The 23,701-nt window shown below is 56.5% G+C and carries 20 protein-coding genes; 11 read left to right on the forward strand and 9 right to left on the reverse strand.

The window, feature by feature from the left end; translation table 11 throughout:
- Nucleotides 1-2 precede the first annotated feature (2 nt).
- The 5 genes from ABD890_RS00240 to ABD890_RS00260 all read left to right on the forward strand — a co-directional run bounded on the left by ABD890_RS00240 (nt 3) and on the right by ABD890_RS00260 (nt 5,252).
- The gene (locus ABD890_RS00240; protein ID WP_345084165.1) at nt 3-626 is read left to right on the forward strand and encodes a MarC family protein; all 624 of its coding nucleotides are present in this window, start codon (nt 3-5) and stop codon (nt 624-626) included.
- Nucleotides 627-689: 63 nt separating this feature from the next.
- Entirely contained in the window at nt 690-2,279 is a 1,590-nt protein-coding gene (locus ABD890_RS00245) for an amidase (RefSeq protein ID WP_345084168.1), read from the forward strand.
- Between the two features lie 6 nt (nt 2,280-2,285).
- Nucleotides 2,286-2,699: a YraN family protein gene (locus tag ABD890_RS00250; protein WP_345084171.1), complete on the forward strand. Its 414-nt coding sequence runs from the start codon at nt 2,286-2,288 to the stop codon at nt 2,697-2,699.
- Nucleotides 2,700-2,895: 196 nt separating this feature from the next.
- Nucleotides 2,896-4,110 (forward strand): DEAD/DEAH box helicase, encoded by a 1,215-nt coding sequence (locus ABD890_RS00255; RefSeq protein ID WP_345084174.1) that lies wholly within the window; start codon nt 2,896-2,898, stop codon nt 4,108-4,110.
- Between the two features lie 68 nt (nt 4,111-4,178).
- Nucleotides 4,179-5,252, forward strand: coding sequence for a DUF932 domain-containing protein (locus tag ABD890_RS00260; protein WP_345084177.1), 1,074 nt, complete (start codon nt 4,179-4,181; stop codon nt 5,250-5,252).
- A 109-nt stretch (nt 5,253-5,361) separates the two neighbouring features.
- On the opposite strand, the gene ABD890_RS00265 is transcribed toward ABD890_RS00260, so the two are convergent.
- The 7 genes from ABD890_RS00265 to uvrA all read right to left on the reverse strand — a co-directional run bounded on the left by ABD890_RS00265 (nt 5,362) and on the right by uvrA (nt 15,395).
- Nucleotides 5,362-6,552: a metallophosphoesterase gene (locus tag ABD890_RS00265; RefSeq protein WP_345084180.1), complete on the reverse strand. Its 1,191-nt coding sequence runs from the start codon at nt 6,550-6,552 to the stop codon at nt 5,362-5,364.
- A 159-nt stretch (nt 6,553-6,711) separates the two neighbouring features.
- Nucleotides 6,712-8,430, reverse strand: coding sequence for a hybrid sensor histidine kinase/response regulator (locus ABD890_RS00270; protein WP_345084183.1), 1,719 nt, complete (start codon nt 8,428-8,430; stop codon nt 6,712-6,714).
- Between the two features lie 403 nt (nt 8,431-8,833).
- Nucleotides 8,834-9,889 (reverse strand): hypothetical protein, encoded by a 1,056-nt coding sequence (locus ABD890_RS00275; protein WP_345084186.1) that lies wholly within the window; start codon nt 9,887-9,889, stop codon nt 8,834-8,836.
- 134 nt (nt 9,890-10,023) lie between these two features.
- The gene (locus ABD890_RS00280) at nt 10,024-10,605 is read right to left on the reverse strand and encodes a hypothetical protein (RefSeq protein WP_345084189.1); all 582 of its coding nucleotides are present in this window, start codon (nt 10,603-10,605) and stop codon (nt 10,024-10,026) included.
- A 108-nt stretch (nt 10,606-10,713) separates the two neighbouring features.
- Entirely contained in the window at nt 10,714-11,748 is a 1,035-nt protein-coding gene (locus ABD890_RS00285) for a ThiF family adenylyltransferase (RefSeq protein ID WP_345084193.1), read from the reverse strand.
- Nucleotides 11,745-12,548 (reverse strand): hypothetical protein, encoded by an 804-nt coding sequence (locus ABD890_RS00290; protein ID WP_345084196.1) that lies wholly within the window; start codon nt 12,546-12,548, stop codon nt 11,745-11,747. Before ABD890_RS00290 ends, ABD890_RS00285 begins: the two co-directional genes overlap by 4 nt.
- A 3-nt stretch (nt 12,549-12,551) precedes the next feature.
- Nucleotides 12,552-15,395 carry an excinuclease ABC subunit UvrA gene (gene uvrA, locus ABD890_RS00295; protein WP_345084199.1) on the reverse strand — a complete coding sequence of 948 codons (2,844 nt, stop codon included), beginning with the start codon at nt 15,393-15,395 and terminating at the stop codon, nt 12,552-12,554.
- 171 nt (nt 15,396-15,566) lie between these two features.
- On the opposite strand from uvrA, the gene ABD890_RS00300 reads away from it, so the two are divergent.
- The 3 genes from ABD890_RS00300 (at nt 15,567) to ABD890_RS00310 (ending at nt 19,164) form a co-directional block, all read left to right on the forward strand.
- Complete coding sequence (locus tag ABD890_RS00300) at nt 15,567-15,941, forward strand: cupin domain-containing protein (RefSeq protein WP_345084201.1); 375 nt, start codon at nt 15,567-15,569, stop codon at nt 15,939-15,941.
- Between the two features lie 76 nt (nt 15,942-16,017).
- On the forward strand, nt 16,018-18,045 hold the full coding sequence (gene ligA / locus ABD890_RS00305) for an NAD-dependent DNA ligase LigA (RefSeq protein ID WP_345084204.1): 2,028 nt from the start codon (nt 16,018-16,020) through the stop codon (nt 18,043-18,045).
- 132 nt (nt 18,046-18,177) lie between these two features.
- Complete coding sequence (locus ABD890_RS00310) at nt 18,178-19,164, forward strand: glycosyltransferase family protein (RefSeq protein ID WP_345084207.1); 987 nt, start codon at nt 18,178-18,180, stop codon at nt 19,162-19,164.
- Nucleotides 19,165-19,278: 114 nt separating this feature from the next.
- Here ABD890_RS00310 and ABD890_RS00315 read toward each other — a convergent pair whose 3' ends face one another.
- Complete coding sequence (locus ABD890_RS00315; RefSeq protein WP_345084210.1) at nt 19,279-19,539, reverse strand: hypothetical protein; 261 nt, start codon at nt 19,537-19,539, stop codon at nt 19,279-19,281.
- 360 nt (nt 19,540-19,899) lie between these two features.
- Here ABD890_RS00315 and ABD890_RS00320 point away from each other — a divergent pair, with 360 nt between their 5' ends.
- The 3 genes from ABD890_RS00320 (at nt 19,900) to ABD890_RS00330 (ending at nt 23,271) form a co-directional block, all read left to right on the forward strand.
- The gene (locus ABD890_RS00320; RefSeq protein WP_345084213.1) at nt 19,900-20,904 is read left to right on the forward strand and encodes a hypothetical protein; all 1,005 of its coding nucleotides are present in this window, start codon (nt 19,900-19,902) and stop codon (nt 20,902-20,904) included.
- Nucleotides 20,905-21,191: 287 nt separating this feature from the next.
- Nucleotides 21,192-22,262 (forward strand): DUF481 domain-containing protein, encoded by a 1,071-nt coding sequence (locus ABD890_RS00325; protein ID WP_345084216.1) that lies wholly within the window; start codon nt 21,192-21,194, stop codon nt 22,260-22,262.
- 115 nt (nt 22,263-22,377) lie between these two features.
- Nucleotides 22,378-23,271, forward strand: a complete 894-nt coding sequence (locus ABD890_RS00330) for a ThuA domain-containing protein (protein ID WP_345084219.1) — start codon at nt 22,378-22,380, stop codon at nt 23,269-23,271.
- Between the two features lie 6 nt (nt 23,272-23,277).
- Here ABD890_RS00330 and ABD890_RS00335 read toward each other — a convergent pair whose 3' ends face one another.
- Nucleotides 23,278-23,622, reverse strand: a complete 345-nt coding sequence (locus tag ABD890_RS00335) for a rhodanese-like domain-containing protein (RefSeq protein WP_345084221.1) — start codon at nt 23,620-23,622, stop codon at nt 23,278-23,280.
- Nucleotides 23,623-23,701: the final 79 nt, after the last annotated feature.

Here is a 23,701-nt window from a genome sequence, read left to right on the forward strand (position 1 = left end):
AAATGCTCAGCCAGCCCCTGATCGACTCAACCATTCTATTGTTGGTCCTCCTGAACCCTTTCCTGCTTTGCATCTACCTGCTCGACCTAATTCAAGGACTCGACCTGAAATCGTTCGCGCGAACGATGACGCGTGCAGGCTTGATGAGCGCTGCCGTCTATTTCGGTTTCGCCGTCGCAGGGGATCGACTATTTACCTATGCCTTCAAGGTTCGCTACGAATCGTTTTTGATTTTTGGCGGCGTTGTCTTCCTGCTGGTCTCGATTCGACTGGTGATGATCGGCAGCTCCGCCCTCAAAGGCCTTCGCGGTGATGCCCCGCAAGGCGCCGAAGGAACCGCCCTTCCCTTTATGCTCGGACCTGGCACCATCAGTGCCGCGATCGTGACTGGCTCGAGGGTTAGTATTCCGGAAGCGGCCGGAGCGATTGGCTTTTCGGTCCTGGTCTGCGTGGTGTCGATCATCTTCTTGAAGTGGCTGCACGACCTGATTCGCAAACGATACGAACCGATCATGGAACGTTACCTCGACACGATCGGCCGAATCATGGCCTTGCTCACCGGTACGATCGCGGTCGACATGATCCTGAGCGGACTCGGTAAATGGATGGAAAGTGTCCAAGGTTAGGCATTTTCCGCCCTCTCCTAGGTGACCGAAGACAGTGCATCTCGATCTGGGTAGAATCGGGACATGCAACGTACATCCCCCCAACTCTGGCACCATGGCGCCGCACAACTGGCCCACCTGATCGCGACTCGCGAAGTCTCGACCAGCGAGGTAATCGACGCGCACATCCAACGCATCGAGGCGGTCAATCCGCATATCAATGCGATCGTGGAAACTCGCTTCGACGAGGCCCGCGAGGTGGCAAAGAAGTTCGACAACGAAAGCTCGCCACCGGTCGATCAACCACTGCGTGGCGTGCCGCTGAGCATCAAGGAATGCTTTCACGTTGACGGTGCCAAGGCGACGTTGGGCATGACGACACCTCCCGAATTGCCAGCAGTCGACGGGACTTCGGTCGCGCGACTGCGAAAGGCAGGTGGCATCGTCCTGGGCATCACCAACGTACCGCAGTTGATGATCATTCACGAGACACGCAACCCGGTCTACGGCACGACCAACAACCCTTGGGATCTGGCTCGTGGTGTCGGCGGAAGCAGCGGCGGCGAAGCGGCGATCTTGGCGGCTGGCGGAACGGCCATCGGCCTGGGCAGCGATCTGGGAGGAAGCATTCGATTACCCTGTCACTTTTGTGGTGTCAGTGGCTTGAAGCCAACTTCGCGGCGACTGATCCGAAGCGGAACTCGCGCCAACTTGCGGGGATTAACCTGGCTCGAATATCAGCCCGGCCCGATGGCCCGTAACGTGGCCGATCTGCGATTGGCGATGGAAGTCCTTTTACGTGGAGAATCGCCACGCGGTTGGGACTACGCCGAAGATCCACCGGTCCGATTGACTTCGGGTTCGAGAGAACTGTCGCAGTTGCGGGTCGGTCTGATAGAAGACGACGGGTTCTTTCCCGTTTGCCCCGCTGTTCGCCGGGCCTTACGCGAAGGTGCCGACGGCCTGCGTGCTCAGGGCGCGACGATTGTCCCTCTCGGACCACCACCGACGCTCGACATGTTGAAGTCCTATTTCGGAATCGCCAGCGCTGACGGAGGCCGCGACTTCCGCCGCATGCTGAAAGGTAGCAAGCTCGATAGCGAGGTCGCCCGCCTGGTCCGCTTGGCGGCGTTGCCTCGTTGGCTTCGACCTTTGATCGCCGCCCTTGCCTTGAAGCCATTCGGCAAGCATAAGATGGCCCTGCTGTTTCAGGCCTCGGGTCCACGCTCGGCGGATTCGCTCTGGCAAGTGACCTGGCAGGCATCGCAACAGGTTCATCAGGTCTTTCAGCAATGGGATGAAGCCGAAGTCGATGTGGTTCTCTGCCCGACGCATGCCACGCCTGCTCCGCCGGAAGGTTGTGCCGTCGATCTCTTGCCTGCGGCAAGTTACAGCCTGATTACCAATCTGCTGGGCGTCCCGTGTGGCAATGTCGCGGCGACCACCGTGCGGCAAGACGAGGAATCAGATCGAACCGGAAACGATGCCAGCGAGAAGCTCGCCGCCCAGGTCGAACGAGGAAGTCACGGCCTGCCAGTCGGAGTTCAGGTTGCCGGTCGGTTCTGGCAGGAAGATGTCGTGCTCGATGTGATGGAGGCTCTCGAGTCCCACTATCGCACGCTGCCCGGCTATCCCGACATTCAACAACTTCCGACCCCGATTCCCAAGTGGTGATCGACGATGTGGGACTGGTTCAAGCGTTGGTCTTCTCCGCAATCGCTCGGCGAGCGAGGGGAACGTTTTGCTTGCCGGTATCTGCGAAAGAAGGGCTACACCATCATTGCCCGGCAGGATCGGACCCGCCTGGGTGAAATCGACATCGTCGCCGTACAGGACCGCACGATTGTCTTCGTCGAAGTGAAAACCCGCTCGGCCGAAGAGAAAGGCTCGCCCGATGAAGCAGTCGACCGCGAGAAACAACAACGCCTGACCCGGGCCGCTTTGGCCTACATGGAACGCCATGACCTTCTGGGCAACTGTGCCGGTCGATTCGATGTCATCGCGATCGTCTGGCCTGCTTCTTCTCGCCATCCGGAAGTACGGCACTTTGAAAATGCCTTCCCGGCGACCGGCAAGTTTCAAATGCACTCTTAGCCGTATCTTCTTTACTGTCAGTGACTTCGGTTGTATCACGGGCAATTTCCGAAAACTTTTTTCGGCTTCTCTCAGCGGGTGACCCAACGTGTCATCGGCCTGATCGATAGTACGTGTGTCGCGGTTAGGAAATGTCTTCCACCGGCTGCACACGACACAAAATCATCGCCCTTGCTGAGATATGGAGAAGTCTGTCATGGCTGTGGATACTGGCCTGCAATTGTGTGATTGGATGGAAGAATCGGTGGAATCGAAGGCGGCCTTTGCCGAGCTGTCGGTACTGGAAGACCTGTTCGAGGGAGTCGCCGCGCAGCCTCGCTCTTACCAACTGCGAATCGTCACCAAGGCAATCAAAGCCTTGCTCAACGCCGCCGCCGATCCGTTCGACGAGTTCGCCGGTTCGAGTGCTTCGGTCTTGATCGAAAGCCCAACCGGCAGCGGCAAAACAGTCATGGGCCTGGCGATCGCCCAGTGGATGCAAAAGCACTTTGGCCTATCGATCGGTTGGGTCTCGATGCGACGCAACTTGCTGAAGCAAGCCCAGGAAGAAAACCTGGCTCGCGGCTTCGACGTGAAGCTGGAACTGATCTCGATGTTCGACAAAGATCCCCCCAAAGTCGACATGCTGATCGTGGACGAAGCCCAGCACGACGCCGCCATGAGCATGGCAAACCTGCACTGCTCGATTCGTCCGCAGTACATCGTCGGCCTGACCGCGACACCGTTCCGCGGCGACCGGGTGAAGTTGTGCTTCGATCATGTGATCCGCGACGCTGGCATCCATCAGCTGATTCAAGATGGCTACCTCAGCCAATATCACCACTACACCATTCCAGAATATACCCCGGGAGCCGTCGCTGAAACTTATGCGGCGGACATCCAGCGGTGGGGGAAGTCGATTGTCTTCTTCCACCGCCACGACCAATGCGTCGAATGCCAGGCCCAACTGACCCTGCGTGGCATTCGCAGCGAAATCGTGACCGCCAAAAGCAATCGCGATCGACAACTGGCCGACTTCCTGTCAGGCAAGATCGAGGTTTTGATCAACATGAACATCTTGACTGAGGGCTTTGATTGCCCCGACCTGAAAACGGTGTTCTGTCGTCCGTCGAGCAAGGCTTGCACCATCCAGATGTGCGGGCGAGTCTTTCGCAAACATGCCCAACTGGCGTTCAAACAGGTCGTGCAGTGTCAGCAGACTCCGCATCCGATCATGAAGACAGCCGCGGCAACCGAGCAATACGTGTGGACCGGCGATCAGTGGAACAGTCTCAAGATGAATCGCGAGATTGAAGCGATCAGCCAGCGATCGCGTCGACTGATCGCCGGTACCCAAGTCAAACTTCCGAAGTTGGTCGCCGCCCTCAAGGAGACCCGACCGATGTGGGAACAGCATCGCAGCCGCTTTTAAGCGTCGGCTGCGATCTGGTTCGACTGTGCCTAATCGAGAACCCAACTTTCCTGGAAGGATCCCTGACCATGCGATGGAATTTTGAATATGGCCATGCCCGAGTAAGCGATTTTCGGGTGGAAGCTCAACGAGACGAAAAGTCAGGCCGCGTCGAAGTGACCGGCCTGGAACTGAACGGCGAGAAGGTTCGTCCTACGCGACGTTTCTGGAAGTCGATGTTCATGCGGTTTGGCTTTTCGGAAAGCGTGTTCCGCTACTTCGATCATGGCGAAGTCTTCCAGCGAATTTCGGAGAAAGCTCCGAACGACTCGGTCCGCTTTTGCCTGGAACGTGGCGGGGCGAAAGGACCTCGCCTCCTTTCGGTCAGCAATCCGAAACGCCCGGTAATCACCCACGAAGAAGTTCGAGCACTGCTCGATCACTACGGCGGAAAAGATATCAAATACACCGAAGGAGTCATCACCAGCACGCATCGACCACGCAGCGGCGACTGCGACTTCGAGATCGGCGGCGACAAATTCAAGCATCGCTTCGTCATGGAAACTCCCATCGATGGGTTCAGCCAACCGAAGATTTACCTGTCGTTCCTTAGGATGCTGTGCAGTAACGGGGCGATTGGCTACAGCCGAGCCTTCCGCAGCGATATCAGCTTGGGCAAAGATATCGGCCACTGCATTTCCAGGGCGTTGGAAAGCTACGACAACGGCGAAGGCTATGCAGGTCTGCGGCAACGATTCGAGAGCTCGCAAACCTCGTGGGCTTCGCTGAACGAGTGCAACAAGCTTTACAAACTGCTGTTCAAATGGGATCGGGCGAAGTCGTTCGATCGTCCCAACGTGCTGACCGATTTCCATCGTTTAACCGGGCGTATGAACCAGCTTTATGGGCTGACCAACCTGGATGCCCTCAGTGAGAAACGACTGCGAGTGCTGCCCGCCAAGTGCCGGGTATACGACCTGGTGAACTTCGCCAGCGAGGTCGCCACGCATCACGCTGATGAAGGAGCCTCGCGAACGCTCCAGGCTTACATCGGCAGCTTGATTTCCGACGAATACGACATGGAGGGAACCGCGATCGAAGCTCCCGAATTCGCCGACTTCTTTGTCACCGACAATCGGCCTGCCAACGCCTTGATGAACTGAGTTGACTACTCCACTTGCCCTTGGAGTGTTGGCAACGCCCCAACCAAAGTGATCGGTCTTCACGCCGCCGCTTTGTTGGGGCTTGCTGCGTTCGAAGAGGGAGCGAACCTTAGTCGCGGGTTCGCAGGACTAACTGCGTAATCTCTGGCGGGCAATTCCAACGCAAAGGGCTGGTGCCTGAAATCCCACGACTAACGTGCATCAGCGTCGGATCAACGAAGAAAGTTCCACCAGCGTACCTGGTTCCGTAACGACTTGGACTGACCACAGGACCAATCACCGGCAAGCGAATCTGTCCGCCATGATTGTGCCCGGCCAGCATCAAATCGAAATCGTTCGCCCGCGCCCAGTTGATCTGGTCTGGCGTGTGGGAAAGTAAGATTCGGAACGGGCGCTGCTCGAATTGGCTTAGATCGAAGCTGTCCAAATCGGCGGCCGGTGGATGCCAGGGCAATTCGTTGCCTGCCATCAACACGGGATAATCGCGAATCATTAGGGTCAGATGTCGACTACCCAGATCGATCATTCCCTCGTCGACCAAAACCTTGCGGGCCATGCCCTTATCCAGCAAACGGTTCTCGTGATTGCCAAGGATGAAATAGGTTCCGCAGTCGGCCGTCAGACCGGCGAGCGTTTCTGTCCAAGGAAAGCATTTGTCACGGTCGAAGATGTCGCCTGCGATCATGATCATTTCACTCTGCAGGTCTTGGGCCTGGTCGACCACCTTCCGGTAGAAGTCCTGGGCCATGTGCCCCTTCAGATGTAGATCGGAGAGATGCGTGATCGTGAAGCCGTCGAGCTCTTCTGGAAGTCGCGGCAGAAACAGTTCTTTGCGATCCACTTCCAATCGCAGAATCTGGTTCGCTGGGATCATGCTGGCGACCTTCGTACTGGTCGAAGTGAGCCACTGCGGAGCCTTCTCGTCAAAGTTGAACGACGCGAGCAGCCGCTCATTAAAGTATCCTGCCGCGATATGAGCATCACGCTGATAAAGCAGCCACAGAAACGACGCCACGAAAAAGGCGATCACCGACAGCGTTCCGTAAACAAACCAAACGTAGTAAAGCGTCGAATACGTGACCGGATCGCCCTCAACCGGCTGCCAGTTGAGAGGTTGTTGAATCCACCACACCAGGAACAGCGAAGGAATCAGTACCGACATGATGTAGGTCGTGAACTCGGCCGTATCAATCAGCCACTGCTTGTAAGGAAAACTATGAACAAAGCAGTGAAGTCGCGTCCAGATTGCCAGATGGCCGATGCCTGCGATCAGCATCAGCACCGCCATGAGTGCATACATTATGAGCCGAAGTTTTGGTGGTTGTTGCCCTAAGACCGCTTAAGAATAGGTGGGATCATCTGGTGTTACCAGACGACATCGCGGCAGCCCTACGGAACTTTACATTGCGAAACGTCCCAGAAGCGGTACGAGCAAACGCCAGCTTCCTGAAGAAGTGCGTTAGGTAGAGTGCGTACCCGCGAACGCGGTCATAACCCGTTCAACCGTTTCGACCAGTTGATCGAGGCGGAATGGCTTGTAGAGGACCGCGTTCGGCAGCAGACCTGCCTGGCGAGCCTTCACAATCGAGTGGCCTGGGTCGTAGCCGAAGCCGGTCATCAGGACCATCGGGACGGGGGAGATAATGCCGCCCAATTTCACCATCAACTGATGCCCCGACATATCGGGCAGGTGCACGTCGCTGATGATGACATCGTATCCGGTGGAATGCAGTCCGGCCCGAACCATGCAAAGGGCTTCGGTCCCGTCGTGTGCCGTTTCGACGTCGCAGCCGTATCGATCCAAGAGGGCGTGAGCCGCACTGCGAACCGATTCGTCCGCGTCGGCAACCAACACGCGAGCCGCTTTCAACAGCGGACGCTGCTCTTGCTTGGCCGAAGCTGGGACCGCTTTGGCAGGCGTCATTTTTTCGCCAACGCGCTGGATCACGCGTTTGATGTCGCGGCTATTCTGAATGATGTTCTTCAGCCGCTCGACCACTTCTTCATCGTGACCGATGTAACGCTGCATCACGTTCACGGCGTCGTTCAAGATCTCGTCGATCGGCAAGGCGACCGCGCTATGAATCGCTTCGACACTCGCTTGAGCCGTATTGGCTTGCTGAGCGACGAGCAATTCCAGCGTGTTCAAGGCGACCGCCAGATCGCGGCAGAAGATCTCGAGAAACTGCAGATCGCTGTTGGTGAAGGCCCGTGGTTCAGGGCTTTCGACGTTGAACGATCCAATGACTTGGTCGTGCAGCAGCAGCGGAACGGTCAGCGAGCTCTTCGCTCCCTTGAAGCCTTCCAGGTACAGCGGATCTTTGCTGGTGTCTTCGCAAAGGTAGCTCTTGCCGGTCGAGGCCACGAAGCCGGTCACGCCATTGTTCGTGCTTTGAGCGTACAGTTCGCGTTCGGCTGCTTCTTTGTCGATACCCACCGACAGCAGCGGAACCAGTTCTCCGGTTCGCTGATCTAGCAGACGAATTTCGATCACATCGAAGCTGAGCAGATCCTTTGTGTAGTGCAGGATGTTGCTCTTCAGCAGTTCGATCCGCTCGGAAACCTCCATGTTGAAGATTTCTTCGGTCGTCAGATCGGCTAGTTCCATCCCGGCCCGATGAATTGCGTCGAGCTTTTGTCGCTGAATGACTTCATCGGTAACGTCGCGGACGGTAACGATGAGGTTATTCGGCGGAGCCGACGGTGTCATGACCGGGGCCGCGTGTACATGGAAGTAACGATTGTCTTCCGTGCGAAGCGTCGACCCGCTCGCCTCCCCGGTCGTCATGGCCGTATGAAACGGACAGTAATCCGGACCAAGGATCTCGGGGCTGTTAAGAGCTGCGTAGAAGTTCTGGCCAACCAGATCGCCTCGGTTGGCCCAACGCGCCAAACAGGCATTCACCCACAGGATGGTGTTGTCGCGATCCAACATCGCAACACCGTCGGGCATACCGTCGAGGATGTGCTCGTTCTCAAGCAGATTGCTGATGCGGCTCGAGACCTCCTGATGGGAAGTCGAGATGAACAGGCCGCTATAGGGGGCACTTCGAAGTTTGGCAATCACGCGAAGTGGATTATGCACTTCCGTGACTTCAAAATCCTGGCGAAGTTCCTCAACGACATTGGTGTCGTTAGTAGCATCGCACAGGCACAGGATTTTGGGTTTCGCCGCCAACCCCAATACTCCCTAACAAATTTGCTTTCGCGTCAAACCGACTTCAACGAAATTATACGCTCAGATTCCGTGTGTACAATTCAAAGCCCGTCTAGTACCGATTCGGCGATCTAATGGGCAAAAATTAACCAACACGCAAACTTTGCCGAATTTCCCGGGACGCGAAGTTATTCATAATGCTTATTCCGAAACTAGGAAAACCCAATTCGCAAAGATTTTGGGTCGCCTCATCGAAATTTTATGAGTGACTCGCGGGAGATTCTCCCAGGCTTCTCATTGTTACCATTATCTATCGTAATGGAAGCATTGTCCCCCGAATTCTTGGAAAATCCAGGTCGAAAGTAGAAGTCCTCCAACCTTGCCTCACCAGCCCCATCGTTCCTTCGGACGATCGGAATCCCCACTACCGAGAGGCAGTCGACACTTGCGTGGTGGGATCTAAAGAGAGCCCCACTCCTGACTCGGCAAACTGGGGGTTCCAGGCCTGAAGCATCCTGAGGCCAAGATAGCCCCCTAGATGCTCATCGGAGGGTTCCAGAATCATAACCGACACATCTTGCATCGAGATCGTGCCGATCCTTAGCTGCGTAAGCTTTCCGCTTCGCGCACTCGCTTTTTGCCCGCCAGGCAGGGTGATCGATTCGACTTCGCCGAGACTTCGCAGCCCGACCGAGTAAGCCATGTTTGAGGTAAGAATCAGCTCGTTGGTCTTAGGGGAAACCGTAACGACCGTTGGATACTGGTCACCTAGGACAATTCCAATTCGCTTCTGCTGTCCTTGAAGAAACAACGGAATCTCATCCAGGTTCATCGATGCTCGCGCTTTGCGGACAACCTGTTCGACCTGCTCGGCACGAAATAGCGGCCCCAGGTTCTCACGTGGCTGCTCGGCAATCCACATGTGTGCGGACTCGGGCAATTCGTGATAACGAGCATGGATCTGTCCATTTTGTGCTTCGATGCGAATCGCCAACACTGAAGCTTGTTGATGCATCAACGTCAACGATTCAAGCATGGCCCGCATATGAGGCTGCCCGCCGAAGCGATCGGGAGCAACGCCGTCCCGCAGTTCACGCTTTAAAAGATCGATCTGCTGCTGGACCTTTTTCTCTTCGTCGGTCCCCACTGCGTTGCGTTTCATGGCAACGGCAATCTGGTCGATCAACTTCGAGGCGACCTGCTGACGTTGCCAACGCTGGGCGTTGTCGGCCACGGCCAATTCGACCTGGCGACGCAGAGGAGTCGTCCGTTTGACGATCTCTTCCAGCGTGTCGATATCGCGTTTTAGAGCCAGCTCTTCCTTCAAAACCCACTTCGAGCCGAATTTCTCGAAGCCTCGACTTTCCAGTGGATTGCCCTGGTCGGCAGCATGAGCCAGACAGGAAATCAAGCCAATCAGGCCGATTCCGAGTATGGCAGCCGAGAATGAAGGGCGCGCGAGCGATCGCTGCATGGACATCACAAACTGGGATGAGCTGGAAAAGGAATCGGAGGGAGCGAGCATTACTCCCCCCGGGAACTACCCAGTTTGCAGCGAATCGAGAAATCTTGCAAACGATTCGCGGAAAAAGATTGGGCAAAAGCCCCCCGGGTTTACGGGAAGGTCGCTTCGATCTCGGCAAGGCGGGCATCCTCCGCCTTATTGGTACGATCGCCAAAGCGGCCCAGCACATCGCCGACCGCCATGGCCACGGCCCGCGATCGCTTCATGATGCATTCTTTCATTTCCGCAACTTGCTGCGGATTCATCTGGGCCAGAATGGCTTGCATGTACTTCTGCCAGGTCGCCAAGCCATCTTCGGTCGGGCCAGACGACAGCCAGTCGTTCAGAACCTCGAACCCTGGATCGCCCGGCTTCATGTTCCATTCGCCAGCCATCTTCATAATCAGGTCGCGTTCTTCGATGCCCAAAATGCCGTCTGCGTAGGCGACACTTACCATTGGGTACATCGTAAGTGCGGCCATACTTCGAGCCGTAATGCCCATATCCAGCAGCGATTGAATCAGCTCTTTGTCGTCGATGCCGATTGCCTTGGACAGTTCATCAACGCGCTGTTCTTCGGCAATCTGTTCCCGCAGTCGACTCCAAAGCTCCTCGTTCTGCTTCACGAACATTGCGTCCAACATGTGTTGGTAATCGGACTCTTTGAACGGATGATGAGGTTGTTGCGTCACGGGAAAGTTCCTTGCTCGCATGGGGGTTAATCTACGAATGCGAATAGCCGTCTGCTGCTCTCTGTATTGTACTGCGATCGACTGGCTGAAACCAGAATACCCGGGGAGCTAAGTCCCGATATAGCGGGCATGTAGCGTGCGTGCTTCGGCGGGATCGCTGGTCCCGTGAACGATGCACCGGCCATCGCCAAATAGCGTGAAAGCATGATCGCCAATATTGGCCCGTAGAAGGTACGCGTTGGCCTCGACACTTCCCAGCGGCTTCAGCTTTTCCGCGAAAGCCGTCAGGTCGATCGGGTCGCCATCGGGGAAGCTCAATTGCACCGCATCGCGACCACACAGCACCGCCGATTGACTGCCACGCTTGCCATCCAGCCACTCGTAATTGCGCTGACCACAGGCCGGGCAACTCGCGTTGCCTGCCACGTTGCCAAGTTTCACTTGCCGCAGGCGATTGTCCCAAAGGTCGATCACATTCAGCGTGCGGCTGACCTGGTCTTGATGGCCACTTAAGATCTTCAGCACTTCCATGCTCTCCATCGAAGCGATCACGCCGATGATCGGTGCGAGAATACCTGCCGTGTCGCAGGTCGGCGTGGTGCCCGGAGGGGGCGAGTCGGGCACGATGCACCGCAGACAGGCGCCTTCGCCCGGCAGGATGGTCATCGTCTGCCCTTCGGCACCGATGCATCCGCCATAGACCCAGGGAATCCCCAGCTTCAGCGATGCATCGTTCAACAGAAAGCGGATCTCGAAGTTATCCGTTCCGTCGACAATCACATCGACGCCCTGGCAAAGCTGCTCGATATTGCGATGATCGACGTCGGCAATCTGTGCGTCGATGCGAATGTCGGCGTTGGCTGCTTGCAGATGGTTCTTCGCCGCGATCGCTTTGGGAAGTCGGCGGCGAACGTCTTCTTCGGTGTAGATGAACTGCCGCTGGAGGTTGTTCCACTCGACGTAATCGCGGTCGACGATCCGCAGCGTGCCGACCCCGGACCTAGCGAGCGTGTTCGCAATGACCGAACCAAGAGCCCCCAGACCAACGACCAACGCAGTCGATCGAGAGAGCTTCTCTTGGCCTTCGCGACCGACTCGCGCGAAGCTCATCTGACGGGCATAGCGGTCAAAAGGATCGGTCATTGATTTTCTTTCGCTAAAAGCCACAGACCGGCGTACTCGGCACCTCGACTTAGTTCCGCCTGAAATCGATCGCAATCGGTCCGAAGCTGCTGTGGCGATGCGCCATCGGTCTTCCATTGTCGCGTTGCCACAACCGGAAGTCGACGACCGGGCGTCCAACCTTCCACCAACAACTCTTCCGGCACCACCACGAAATGAGCCCAATCCGGCAGAGTGCTTTCCCCAGAGATCGCCGCACCGATCAGCAGATGTGAATGGACCAGTCCTGTGGGGTTCGATTCCGCGGGCAATACCACCATTTGTACCGAGGCCGCCTGACTTGCTTCGGCCAGCATGGCATCCGCGGGGCCATCCATCCAAACAACCAAAGGCTGGCCCGAAAGCGAAGCAGCCTGAAGCATCTCCGGCGTTGGCCGCCTGACGATAGGCACCAGATCGGACGTTTGCCAGCCGACGAATTCACCAGAAGAACTCGAAGCCGCGCGGATCAGCCAGCGGAATTCATTTTGGTAGAAGCTCTCGCCACGAGCGCGAAGTTCACGCAGGCCAATCACCTGATCGGTGTCGTTGACTTGATAAACGGCCGGGGCCTGGGGCGTCCAAAGACTTGGCTCCGGTACGATCGCTTTCCAAGCCGCTTGCTCCCCAAGCATGGCCGGGCGAAACGGCAAGCGGGAAGTCAGCGTCTTGCCTCCCTGAATGAACGGGCCCTCTAGGTACTTTGGCTCCCCAGTCGGTGAATCGCCGGGCACGTACCAAACTTCCACCTCCAGCGACGAGGTCTTCCCCTGACGCAGCATGCCCTATGCCTTCAACGTCTTAAGAGCCGCCGCCAAATGCTTGCCGGTCACCGAGGCAGGATTCTCTGCGATCTCCTCAGGCGTTCCCATAGCGACCACGTTGCCACCCTCATCGGCGGCACCTGGGCCGAGGTCGATGATATAGTCGGCCGCCATCATCACATGGATGTTGTGCTCGACCACAATCAACGAGTGACCGATCTGCAGCAAGTTCGCGAAGCAGTCCAACAACTGGACAATGTCGGCGAAGTGCAAACCGGTGGTCGGCTCGTCCATTAAGAACAGCGTTCGAGCCTTTTTCGTCGTCGCGAGATTTCCGGCCAGCTTCAAACGCTGAGCTTCCCCGCTCGATAGCGTATTGGCCGGCTGTCCCAGACGCAGATAGTCGAGGCCAACTTCGTTCAGCAGGTTCAACTTGGCTTGAACCTTCGGCTGCCCGCGGAAGAAGACGAACGCTTCACGCACCGTCATATTCAAGACGTCGGCGATGCTCTTGCCGCGATAGGTGATCTCGAGGACTTCCTTCTTGTAGCGTTGCCCCTTGCACTCAGGACACTTCACATAGACGTCCGCCATGAACTGCATATCGATGGCGATATGCCCATCCCCGTTGCAACTTTCGCAGCGACCACCTTGGACGTTGAAGCTGAAATGGCTGGCCGTCAGATTGCGAGTCCGGGCCTGCATGGTCGAGGCGAAGACGTTACGAATTTCGTCGAACGCCTTGATATAGGTCACCGGATTGGATCGCGGCGAACGTCCGATCGGTCCTTGATCGACCAAAACGACATCATCGATCTGTCCATCGCCGAAAACGTCGTCGTAGGGCAGGCTTTGAATGTTTTCTTTTCGCTTGCGGCGGCAAAGAGCCGGGTAAAGCGTTTGATCGACCAGCGAGCTTTTGCCGGCCCCAGAGACGCCCGTTACGACGGTCAGAACGCCGAGCGGGAACTCGATCTCGAGGTTTTTCAGGTTGTTGCCCCGAGCTCCCTTCAGGCGAACGCGGCCGTGGGTAGTCGATCGGCGATCTCGTTTCCGCACAACACTTCGCCGGCCAGAAAGGAACTCGCCAGTGAGGCTGTCTTCGTCCCCTTCGATTTCATTGGGAGAGCCTTGGAACATGATCTCACCGCCACGTTCGCCGGCGCCGGGACCGAACTCGATGATCTGGTCGGCGGCACGAATTAGTGTCTCTTCGTGCTCGACAACCACCACCGTATTGCCTCGATTCCGCAGATCGACAATTGCTTTGTTCAACCGGGAAATGTCGCTGGGGTGTAGCCCGGCAGTTGGTTCATCGAGAACGTACAGCATGTTCACCAGGCTAGATCCCAGGGTGCTGGTCAGCGTCACCCGTTGGGCTTCGCCTCCACTGAGCGTCCGCAACGAACGGTCCAGTGCCAGATAGCCCAGCCCGACAATGCATAGGTATTGCAGTCGAGCTAGCACCTGAGGCATCACCTGGCGGCACAAAGCACTTTGATAGTCGGTCAGTTCCAGGGCATGAAAGTGAGCCAAGGCGTCGACGATCTTCATCGACGAGATCTCGGCGATGTTCTTGCCCCCAACCCGCACGGCCAACGCTTCTGGCCGAAGACGGGTACCATGGCAGGCCTCGCACATGCGGAAGCTTCGCCATCGGCTGAGGAACACTCGCATGTGCATCTTGTACTTGCGGCGTTCGAGCCAGGCAAAGAAACCTTTCAGCCCGCCAAACTCTCGTTCCGGAACCCCTTCGACAATCAAGTTGACTTGCTCTTCGGTCAAGTCGCGGTAGGGGGCATTGATCGGCAGATCGTAATCGGGAGCCAGGGCGATCAGCTCTTCCAGCTCGTGCTTGTAGGCCGGCGTGTTCCACGGAGCGATGGCACCCTCCGCGATCGATTTGCGTCGATCCGGAACAATCAGGTCCATGTCCATGTCGATAATGTTGCCGAAGCCTTCACAGTCGGGGCAGGCCCCCAGCGGGCTGTTGAAGTTGAACAACCGTGGATCGGGTTCGATGAACTCAAGCTGACACGCTTCGCAGCGAAGCTGGGTGCTATAACGCAGGCTTTGCCATGGTTGTCCGTCGATCTCGACCGGAACGCTGTGCCCTTGCAGCTTCCCGCTCTCTTGTGGTTGAACCAGGATTTCGCACACGCCGTCACCATGGGCGAAGCCAGCTTCCAAAGATTCTCGCAAGCGTTCGGCCTTCAGCGACTCGAAGGTGAGACGATCGAGCACCACCGAGATTGTTTCGCCTGCCTCCAGGCGTTTGGTGAGCGGTTCGTCGAGATCTGGCGTCAGCGAGATGGTTTCGCCACCGACGATCGTGCGACTGAAACCATCTTCACGAAGCTGCGTGATCACCCCTTCGCATTCGTCCTTCTCGCAAACGACCGGGAAGGCGACCATCATGCGGCCAGTTCCCTCGGAAGCGATGATCTGATCTGCGACACGGCCAGGGGTATCTTTCGTGATCGGCTGCTGACATCCAGGACAGACGATCGTTCCTATCTTGCTGAACAGCAGCCGTAGATAATCGGTCGTCTCGGTCGCCGTGCCCACGGTCGAGCGGCTGGAGCGAGTATCGTTAACTTTGGTAACGGCCAGCGCCGGTGGAATGTTATCGATCCGGTCGGCGTCGGGTTTTTCCAGCCGGTCGAGGAACTGCCGGGTGTAAGCGGAAAAGCTCTCGATATAGCGTCGTTGCCCTTCGGCATACAACGTATCGAGGGCCATGCTGGTCTTTCCACTTCCACTCACGCCGCAGAAGACGATGAGTTGGCGATGCGGTATGTCGAGGTCGACCTTTTTCAGGTTATGAACTTCGACCCCTCGGGCTTCGATCTGCAGTGTCGACAAGGTTCGCCTTTCCCTGGAGTTTTTCCATCATGGCAAATGAATTTTTTATGGTACCGGGAATTTCGGCCTGAGAATACCAGGGGAATAGGTGTCCGCTTGTTCAGCGGTTGGGGGTGCGATAAGTTTTGAGATGTTCCCTATTTCCAGGCCAAATCGTAGTTGGGTAGCGTGATGAAGATTCAAAATATCGACCAGGGAGAAGCAACCAAGGTCGAAATGGCCGGCGTTGCCGGGTGCCAGGTGAAGCAATTGATCAGCGAACGGGACGGTGCCCCACTGTTTGCCATGCGTCAATTCGAGGTCGCCCCAGGCGGGCATACGCCACATCACCATCACCCCTACGAGCACGAAGTTTACGTAATCGCCGGGGAAGGTGTCATTCTAGAGAACGAAACGCCCCGTCCGATCAAAGCAGGCGATGCCATTCTGGTCGAACCGGACGAGATCCACCAGTTCCGTAATACGGGCGAAACTCCGCTGAAATTCCTCTGCCTGGTGCCGAATGCGGCCAACAATGCCCAGTTTCCGCCTGAGTGCCAGGACTAGTCGCACGTAACCTCTGCTTTCGAGAAGCCCTGATCCCCTGCCCTGGCCAAGCTCGGGCAACATTGGAAGGTTTGTCATGTCGATCGAGACGGATATCGAGAAACTGCGCGACGAGATCCGCATTCACGACCGCAAGTATTACGTCGAAGCGAATCCGGAACTTACCGACCTCCAATACGATCAGCTTCTCAACAAGCTGAAGCAGCTCGAAGCGGAAAACCCTGAGCTGATCACGGCCGACAGCCCCACACAGCGAATCGGTGATGCGCCGGTCTCGCACCTCGATCAGTTCGAGCATCGCATCCCGATGCTCTCGATCGACAATACCTATAGCATCGAAGAATTACAGAAGTACGGCGAGCGAATCGCCAAGCTTCTGCCGGACGAAAAGATTGCCTGGGTCGTCGAGCTGAAGATCGACGGGGTGGCGGTCTCGATGCTGTATGAAAATGGCGTCCTGACACGGGCTCTTACCCGTGGCAACGGAACCGTGGGGGACGATATCACTCACAACGTGCGAACCATCGCCGATGTCCCGCTCAGGCTCACCGGTGACGACGTGCCCCCGGTGCTCGAAGTTCGGGGCGAAGTCTATATGACCAACGCTGACCTGGTGAAGCTGAACGAAAAGCAAGCCGCCGCCGGCCAGCCTGCCTACAAAAACACGCGCAACGTGACCGCTGGCACGATTCGTCTGCTTGATCCCCGGATCGCCGCAGAACGTAAACTGCGGGTATTTTGCCACGGCGTGGGATATGTCGAGGGGCTGAAGGCGTCGTCGCACTCCGAGTTTTTAAAGGAACTCAACTCGTATGGCTTGCCGGCGACTCCCTTCGTGCAGTCGTTCGTTGATTTTGAGTCGGCGATCGAGCACTGCCAGGAACTGATCGAGTCGCTGCACGAGCTTGAGTTTGAAGTGGATGGCCTCGTTTTGAAGGTCGACCGCTTCGAGCAGCGGGAAAAGCTAGGCTCGACCTCGAAAAGCCCACGATGGCTGATCGCCTACAAGTTCGAGAAATACGAAGCGATCACCAAGGTCAACAATATCGAAGTCCAAGTGGGCAAAACGGGGGCAATCACGCCGGTTGCGATCCTGGAGCCGGTGGAGCTGGCCGAAACAACCGTTTCGCGTGCCAGTCTGCACAATGCCGAGGAAATTGTCCGCAAGGATGTTCGGATCGGCGACGTCGTGGTGGTCGAGAAAGCGGGAAAGATCATCCCGCATATCGTCCGGACCGAGAAGCACGAGCGCAAGACCGACCTGCCGCCGTTCCCCTTCCCGACCGAATGCCCTTCGTGCAACACGCCCGTCGTCAAAGATGAAGGTGGCGTCTACATTCGCTGCCCCAACTGGCAAGGCTGCCCAGCCCAGATCAAAGAGCGAATTCGCTACTTCGCGACGCGCAACGCGATGGATATCGAAGGTCTGGGAGACAAGCTGGTCGATATGCTGGTCGACGAGAAACTGGTGAAGACCTACGGCGACCTCTATCGCTTGACGTCCGATCAAATCGCCGCCCTGCCCCGCATGGGAAAGAAGTCCGGAGACAAGCTTGTCGCCGCGGCGGAAGACAGCAAGTCGCGTGGCCTCGGCCGGCTGCTCAACGCCCTTTCGATTCGCCACGTCGGTGCCCGCGGGGCCGAACGACTGGCGGTCCATTTTGGTTCGATCGAGAAGCTGATGGATGCCTCGCAGGAAGAGATCGCTGAGATCGAGGACATCGGTGAAGTGATCGCAGCTTCGGTTCGCGAGTTCTTCCAAAGCGAGTTCGGCCAGGAAACGGTCGCCGATCTGCAAGGCGTGGGGGTCTCGATGGAGTCGGCCAAACGGAGTGAAGCGGCTGGCCCGGCGGTCTTCGACGGTTTGTCGTTCGTCGTCACCGGCTCGCTCGAGAAGTTCACTCGGGACGAAATCGAGCAGCTCATCCGCGATCGAGGGGGGAAAGCCTCGGGAAGCGTCTCGAAAAAGACCAGCTATCTGGTGGCCGGCGAGAAGGCAGGCAGCAAACTGGCGAAGGCGGAGTCGCTAGGGGTCCCGGTGCTGACCGAAGATCAGTTCGCCGAGCTTCTGGCCGAGAAAGAAGCGGGCGCCAGTTCTAACTAACCTCGCTCAGATTGGGTTAGTTTCAAAACGGACTATTTGATATTGTCCGTGTCATCTTATGGAACAATCGACTTCGGTCGGGGCGGGCAGATCTACCCGGACCGATATGCTAGCGTCGCAAGGATGCTTTCAATGCGAGTTTGTGGTTTTACGATCCTGCGGGATGGCGTTCGTTTCGGCTACCCATTTGTCGAGAGTATCAAATCGGTTCTCCCGTTGGTGGATCGTTTTGTCATTCAGGTCGGCGACTGCTCCGATAATTCACTGGAAGTGCTGAAGTCCATCCGCGATCCCAAGATCGAGATCGAAATCACGCCTTGGGATCCGGCGATGCGCAAAGCAGGCGAAGTTCTCGCTTACCAAACCAACCTGGCATTCGATCGCTGTGACGGCGATTGGTGCTTCTATATCCAGGCCGACGAAGTCATCCACGAATCGGACTATCCGGCGATTCGGAAGGCGATGGAAACCAACTGGAACAAGCCTTGGGTCGAAGGGCTTCGTTTCCGTTACCTTCACTTCCGCGGCGACTATAACATTCGCGATCCGCTTGGTTATCGCCGGCAAATTCGCATCGTTCGCAACGATCGTCAGATCCGCAGCGTGGGCGATGCATGCGGCTTCGGCAAGAATGGCCGCCGGCTGAACTCGGCCATGATCAATGCCCGGGTCTTCCACTACGGGTATGTTCGTCCTCCGAAGGCGATGGCCGAAAAGAGTGCCCAGTTCGAGCAGTTTTATGTGTTCGATAAGAAGGGCAAGCAAGTCACCAAGATCAAAGATCGTCCGCTGGAAGCAGTGGGCGAGTACATCTACGACATGCAGTCGTGCGTCCCCTATCGCGGTACCCACCCAGCCTTGATGCACGATCGTATCGAGGCCAAAGACTGGGAAACGCCCGACTTCAAGCATGTTCCGCTGTGGCGAAACAAGTTCTGGTGGCATGGCCGGCTGAAGAAGGCCTTTCCACAACTGTTCAACCCGCGACGCCCTCGCGTGGAGCAACCGAAAGCAGAACCACAACCGGAGCCTGAGCCGGAAGTGAATCCGATTGCCGGCAAGATCACGCCACCGGTCCAAGCGACCACAACGAAGAGCTCGCAGGCCAAGGCCGCTTAGGTCCTGCGACTTTGTTCTGCGAATTGAAACAACAACCACACGAAAAAAGCCATCCGCTTTGAAACAACGGATGGCTTTTTCTGTTTTGTGATCTGCTGGATTAGCCAGCGTCGACTACTTGGTCGATGGCTCGATGTCTTTCAGCGAGCGACCCAAACGCTTACGAGTACCGCCGCGCGTGCTGCTGCTGCTGGTGCTCGACGAGTTGGTCAGCTTCTGCTGTGCCTTGGCGTTCTGCATAAAGCCCAGGATGTTGTTGTCCGACCCATCGGCTTCGGTCGGCATGCCGATCTCTTCCACGGCGTCAGAAACGCCGAGCAACACGGCCGACTTGACCCCGTTGCGCATCCATTCAAAGAAATTGAAATTGCTCATACTCAGTACCCTTTCGTGAACCGCCCGAGACTTACGTGGGGGCGGAGAGTATCAAAGTCCCGGTTCCCAGGTCCAGGGCAAATCGGTGCTGTTTCTGGCTGATTCTGGTCGTCAGACAACCAGGTGCTGGCATGCCTCAAGGATCGTGCAACGTTGAAATCTTCGCTTTTGGCCCCTTCTGATGGCTGATCAGACGCACAACCTGAACACCCGGCACAATCTGATCGCGCGAGCCCGCATTGAAAATAGGCAAGGTAAAAAGACCTGCATGCTTGCATAAAGCTTGACGATAACCAGTGCTATCGTATGGAAACGATTGGCTAATTTGGATCAATGCTGGCCGCAGGAGGCAGGTGCACGATGAGGGACGGATATCGCAACACCCACGACTACGATGGGGAAGAACACGGGTATGAACCCTATAGCTGGGGTTCATTTGCTTTTGGGATCATTCTAGGTGTGATCCTGGTTTACATCTTTGCCGTTCGCCCGTCGGAGGAGCAGCTACACGATCTGAACATTCGCGTATCGCGGATGGATCGTTCAGTCGAGAAACTCGGCAAGGCTGCCAAGACGATCACCGGCACAAACGATTTGCTCGTTTCGCTCGAGCAGCAGAAAGATCTGGCGCAACGCGTCAGCACCATCAACGACAAGTTGCTGGCGCAATTTGCTCGCCTCTCGAAGATCGAACTGGCGATGAACGATGCCGAAGTCACGCTCGATCGCATTGCGAGTCTGCACGACCGCGTCGCGCAGCAGTACCCAGCGGCAATTCAAGCCGAGAACGTCTTTAACCAGTCGGCCAGCTTGAACTCGCAGTTGATTCTCGCTCAAGACGACGTTCGCCGTGCCAAGCTGACGCTGGCCGACCTGGTGAACATGCAGAACAACGTTTTGCTGCAAGCAGAGCACTCGAAGCGAGCCGACCTGGTGATGAGCAATATTTTTGCCATGCAGCGGGAACTGGCTGAAAACGCTTCTCGTACCGAAAAAGCTCGACGCGTTGCGGATCAGATGATCCAGATTGAAGCGGATTTGATCTGCCAGACGGGAGATTCTCAATTTGCGGTTCAATCTTTGGAGCAGCTTCTGACGATGCAAAAACAATTGAATCGCGCTGGTCGCACCATGGAGGATGGACAGTCCACCGTGGGGGAGCTGGTAGCTCGGGAGCAAAACCCGCAGCCCGCTTCGTCTCCGTCCTCACTCGGAGCACCGTGGAAAGCAGTCCAGAGCCTGACCACGCAGCAGCGACTCCTACCGATCAATGCTGTGGAGTTGCAACGGTTTGTGAAGCACCTGACTCAGGATGCTCCACCGTATGTTGCCGACCTTGTCGCGCCCGCTGCCAAGGTACGCTAAAGCGACTGCTCCACCGCCGATGCCGGTAGAGCCACGCGATCGACAAAACATGTGCAGTTAAATACGGCGGCACGGAGGTCATAAGTCCTTGTACGCCAGCACTGAAGAGCGTCCCTAGTTGCTTGCAACCGGGGACGCTCTTTTTTTGTTTCTTGCTCGCTTCCGCCAGCTTTACGCTGGTAATTCTTCAGAGCGCTAACGATTGGTATTGGCGTCATACCGGAATTTCCTTATACGACTCATCTCCATGATTCCCCTCCAAGGAGTTCGAGAAGGAAATTCCCCGTATGGGATGGTTCTCCCCAAAATCCATCTGCGCATTGGCTCTGCTAACGCTGGCAGCGATAGCAGTCCCGGCTACCGGTGACGAAATCGAATCCTTCGATTCGATTGGACTCAGCTACTTCGAACAATCGCCTGGCGATATCGCCACGGCCGAGTTCGTCCATTACCTGATGCCGGCCGACGACGTGCAATCGTCTATCGATGGCTCTCTCGACGTCCCCGAGCTGCTGCCTCCTTTGCCGGCCGAACCAACTCTCGCTAAACAAGCCGAAGCGGAAACGGTTGAGAAGCCGGAAGGGGAAAAGAAAGATCCTCCCGAGGATGGCGAAGAAGAAGGTGAGCCGGTGGAAGAAGAACCTTCCTATGGTTACCTCGATTACGTTCCCTACGGCCAATATGGCCATATCGACTACTGGCTGGGTGAATCGAAGTGGAGCAAAAGTGCCGAGCTTGGCTTGAACGGCCAAACAGGTAACACCGAATCGAACAGCTTGCGTGTCGGCTCAAAAATCAAGCGTGAAGGCCAATACACGATCTTCACGTCGGAATTCAAGCATCTGCGAACCGCCGGCCCGCAAGGCCTCACGCAGAACAACGCCTTCTTCAAGCACAAGCTGGAATGGCCGTTGAAGGTCTATAAAGACTGGTCGCTCTACGAGAACACAAATCTCGAATACGACGAGTTCAAAGCCTTCGATCTCCGCCTGGTCTTCAATGGTGGTGTGAGCTACAAGGCATATAAGACCGACATGACTGATTTCACGCTCAATGGTGGTGCGGGTTTTAACCAAGAGTTTGGCAGCCCACAGAAAGGGATTGTCCCGGAAGCGAATCTGGGATTCGACTTCAATCACTCGATCACCGTTGGGCAAAAGCTGGCAATGAACTTTGACTTCTATCCCTCGATGGAAGCAGACCAGGGATACCGCTTTACGAACGAAGCGAGCTACACGGTCGCAATCCGCGAAGGCCTGTCGCTGAAGATCAGTGCCAACGATCGCTACGATAGTACGCCCAACAATCGCAAAAGAAACGATCTGGATTACGCCTGTTTGCTACTTTGGGAATTCTAAACCATCCCAATGGGCCGTTCTTTCGCATGGCACCTTAGGTTCATCTATACTTGAGACGCGTCGAGTGACACGTCTCGACATCACCTAAGGAAATTCCCCCTCGGAGCTGCCGCCCATGCGTACCCTTTTGCTGAGCTGTGCCTGCTTGTTGCTGGCTGCCTTCTCGACTGTTGCCCAAGCTGAAGACGCCAAGCTGAAGGCACTCATTGTCGATGGACAGAACAACCATGGCGTGTGGCCGAAGACGACCCAGATGATGAAGCAATATCTGGAAGAGAGTGGCAAGTTCACCGTCGACGTCGCTTCGACCGAGTCGAACTCGACCGCCGGCTTCGCCCCGAAATTCGCCGACTACGATGTCGTCATCAGCAATTACAACGGCCAACGCTGGCCAGCCGAAACCGATCAGGCTTTCGTGGAATACGTGAAGCAGGGAGGCGGTTTCGTCGTCGTGCACGCCGCCAACAATGCCTTTGGCGACTGGGACGAATATAACCGGATCATCGGCCTGGGTGGCTGGGGCGGCCGCAACGCCAAAAGCGGACCGTATGTCTACTTCGACAAAGAAGAAAAGCTCGTTCGGGATACCCAGCCGGGCAACGGTGGCCATCATGGTAGCCAGCATCCGTTTCAGGTCGTCATCCGCGATGGCGATCACCCGATCACTGAAGGGATGCCGAAGTCTTGGATGCACACGCAAGACGAGTTGTACGATCAGCTACGTGGCCCTGCAGAAAACATGACCGTTCTCGCCACCGCCTATGCCGATCCAGCGACTGGTGGCAGTGGCCGGCACGAACCGATGATCATGACGATCGACTACGGCAAGGGACGTGTCTTCCACACGCCGATGGGGCATGGCGACTACTCGATGGAATGCGTCGGCTATATCACCACGTTTTTGCGTGGTACCGAGTGGGCCGCGACCGGCAACGTGACGCAGCCCATTCCAGACGACTTCCCGAAGCCGCACGAATTGTCGAAGCGGCCTTACGAAGAAAAGAAGTAGCCGAGATTAATAGGTCGGCATGCTCGGATCGATGTCCTGGGCCCAGGCATTGATCCCGCCGGCCATGTTCTGAACCTTCGGAAAACCTTGCTGGCGAAGCCACTGCGTCACCCGCATGCTTCGCCCGCCATGATGGCAATGCACCACGATGTGCCGCTGGCGATGCGGTTCGAGCTCGCCGACGCGATCTTGCAGTTCGCTCATCGGGATCAACGTCGAGCCCTCGATCCGCACCAGGTCGAACTCGTTCTGTTCGCGGCAATCGAGCAGCAGAAAGTCGGCGTTTTCTTTTTGCAGGTTGTTCACATCGAGACAGGTCGTCTCAATCGGCAGGCTGGTTTCTTCAGACATTCCTATTTCCTGGAGAGTGTAACGGACTCGCAAGGTCGAATCTAAGGGATAGCACTGTCCATCGTCCAGTGGGACGTAA

The sequence above is a fragment of the Bremerella cremea genome, from assembly GCF_039541315.1.
In the GTDB taxonomy this organism is placed as follows: domain Bacteria; phylum Planctomycetota; class Planctomycetia; order Pirellulales; family Pirellulaceae; genus Bremerella; species Bremerella cremea.

Bases quoted from the DNA above. Each gene is read 5' to 3' on its own strand.
- ABD890_RS00240 (WP_345084165.1), top strand. From the start codon at position 3: ATGCTCAGCCAGCCCCTGATCGACTCAACCATTCTATTGTTGGTCCTC.
- ABD890_RS00245 (WP_345084168.1), top strand. From the start codon at position 690: ATGCAACGTACATCCCCCCAACTCTGGCACCATGGCGCCGCACAACTG.
- ABD890_RS00250 (WP_345084171.1), top strand. From the start codon at position 2,286: ATGTGGGACTGGTTCAAGCGTTGGTCTTCTCCGCAATCGCTCGGCGAG.
- ABD890_RS00255 (WP_345084174.1), top strand. From the start codon at position 2,896: ATGGCTGTGGATACTGGCCTGCAATTGTGTGATTGGATGGAAGAATCG.
- ABD890_RS00260 (WP_345084177.1), top strand. From the start codon at position 4,179: ATGCGATGGAATTTTGAATATGGCCATGCCCGAGTAAGCGATTTTCGG.
- ABD890_RS00265 (WP_345084180.1), bottom strand. From the start codon at position 6,552: ATGTATGCACTCATGGCGGTGCTGATGCTGATCGCAGGCATCGGCCAT.
- ABD890_RS00275 (WP_345084186.1), bottom strand. From the start codon at position 9,889: ATGTCCATGCAGCGATCGCTCGCGCGCCCTTCATTCTCGGCTGCCATA.
- ABD890_RS00285 (WP_345084193.1), bottom strand. From the start codon at position 11,748: ATGACCGATCCTTTTGACCGCTATGCCCGTCAGATGAGCTTCGCGCGA.
- ABD890_RS00290 (WP_345084196.1), bottom strand. From the start codon at position 12,548: ATGCTGCGTCAGGGGAAGACCTCGTCGCTGGAGGTGGAAGTTTGGTAC.
- ABD890_RS00300 (WP_345084201.1), top strand. From the start codon at position 15,567: ATGAAGATTCAAAATATCGACCAGGGAGAAGCAACCAAGGTCGAAATG.
- ligA (WP_345084204.1), top strand. From the start codon at position 16,018: ATGTCGATCGAGACGGATATCGAGAAACTGCGCGACGAGATCCGCATT.
- ABD890_RS00310 (WP_345084207.1), top strand. From the start codon at position 18,178: ATGCGAGTTTGTGGTTTTACGATCCTGCGGGATGGCGTTCGTTTCGGC.
- ABD890_RS00315 (WP_345084210.1), bottom strand. From the start codon at position 19,539: ATGAGCAATTTCAATTTCTTTGAATGGATGCGCAACGGGGTCAAGTCG.
- ABD890_RS00320 (WP_345084213.1), top strand. From the start codon at position 19,900: ATGAGGGACGGATATCGCAACACCCACGACTACGATGGGGAAGAACAC.
- ABD890_RS00325 (WP_345084216.1), top strand. From the start codon at position 21,192: ATGGGATGGTTCTCCCCAAAATCCATCTGCGCATTGGCTCTGCTAACG.
- ABD890_RS00330 (WP_345084219.1), top strand. From the start codon at position 22,378: ATGCGTACCCTTTTGCTGAGCTGTGCCTGCTTGTTGCTGGCTGCCTTC.
- ABD890_RS00335 (WP_345084221.1), bottom strand. From the start codon at position 23,622: ATGTCTGAAGAAACCAGCCTGCCGATTGAGACGACCTGTCTCGATGTG.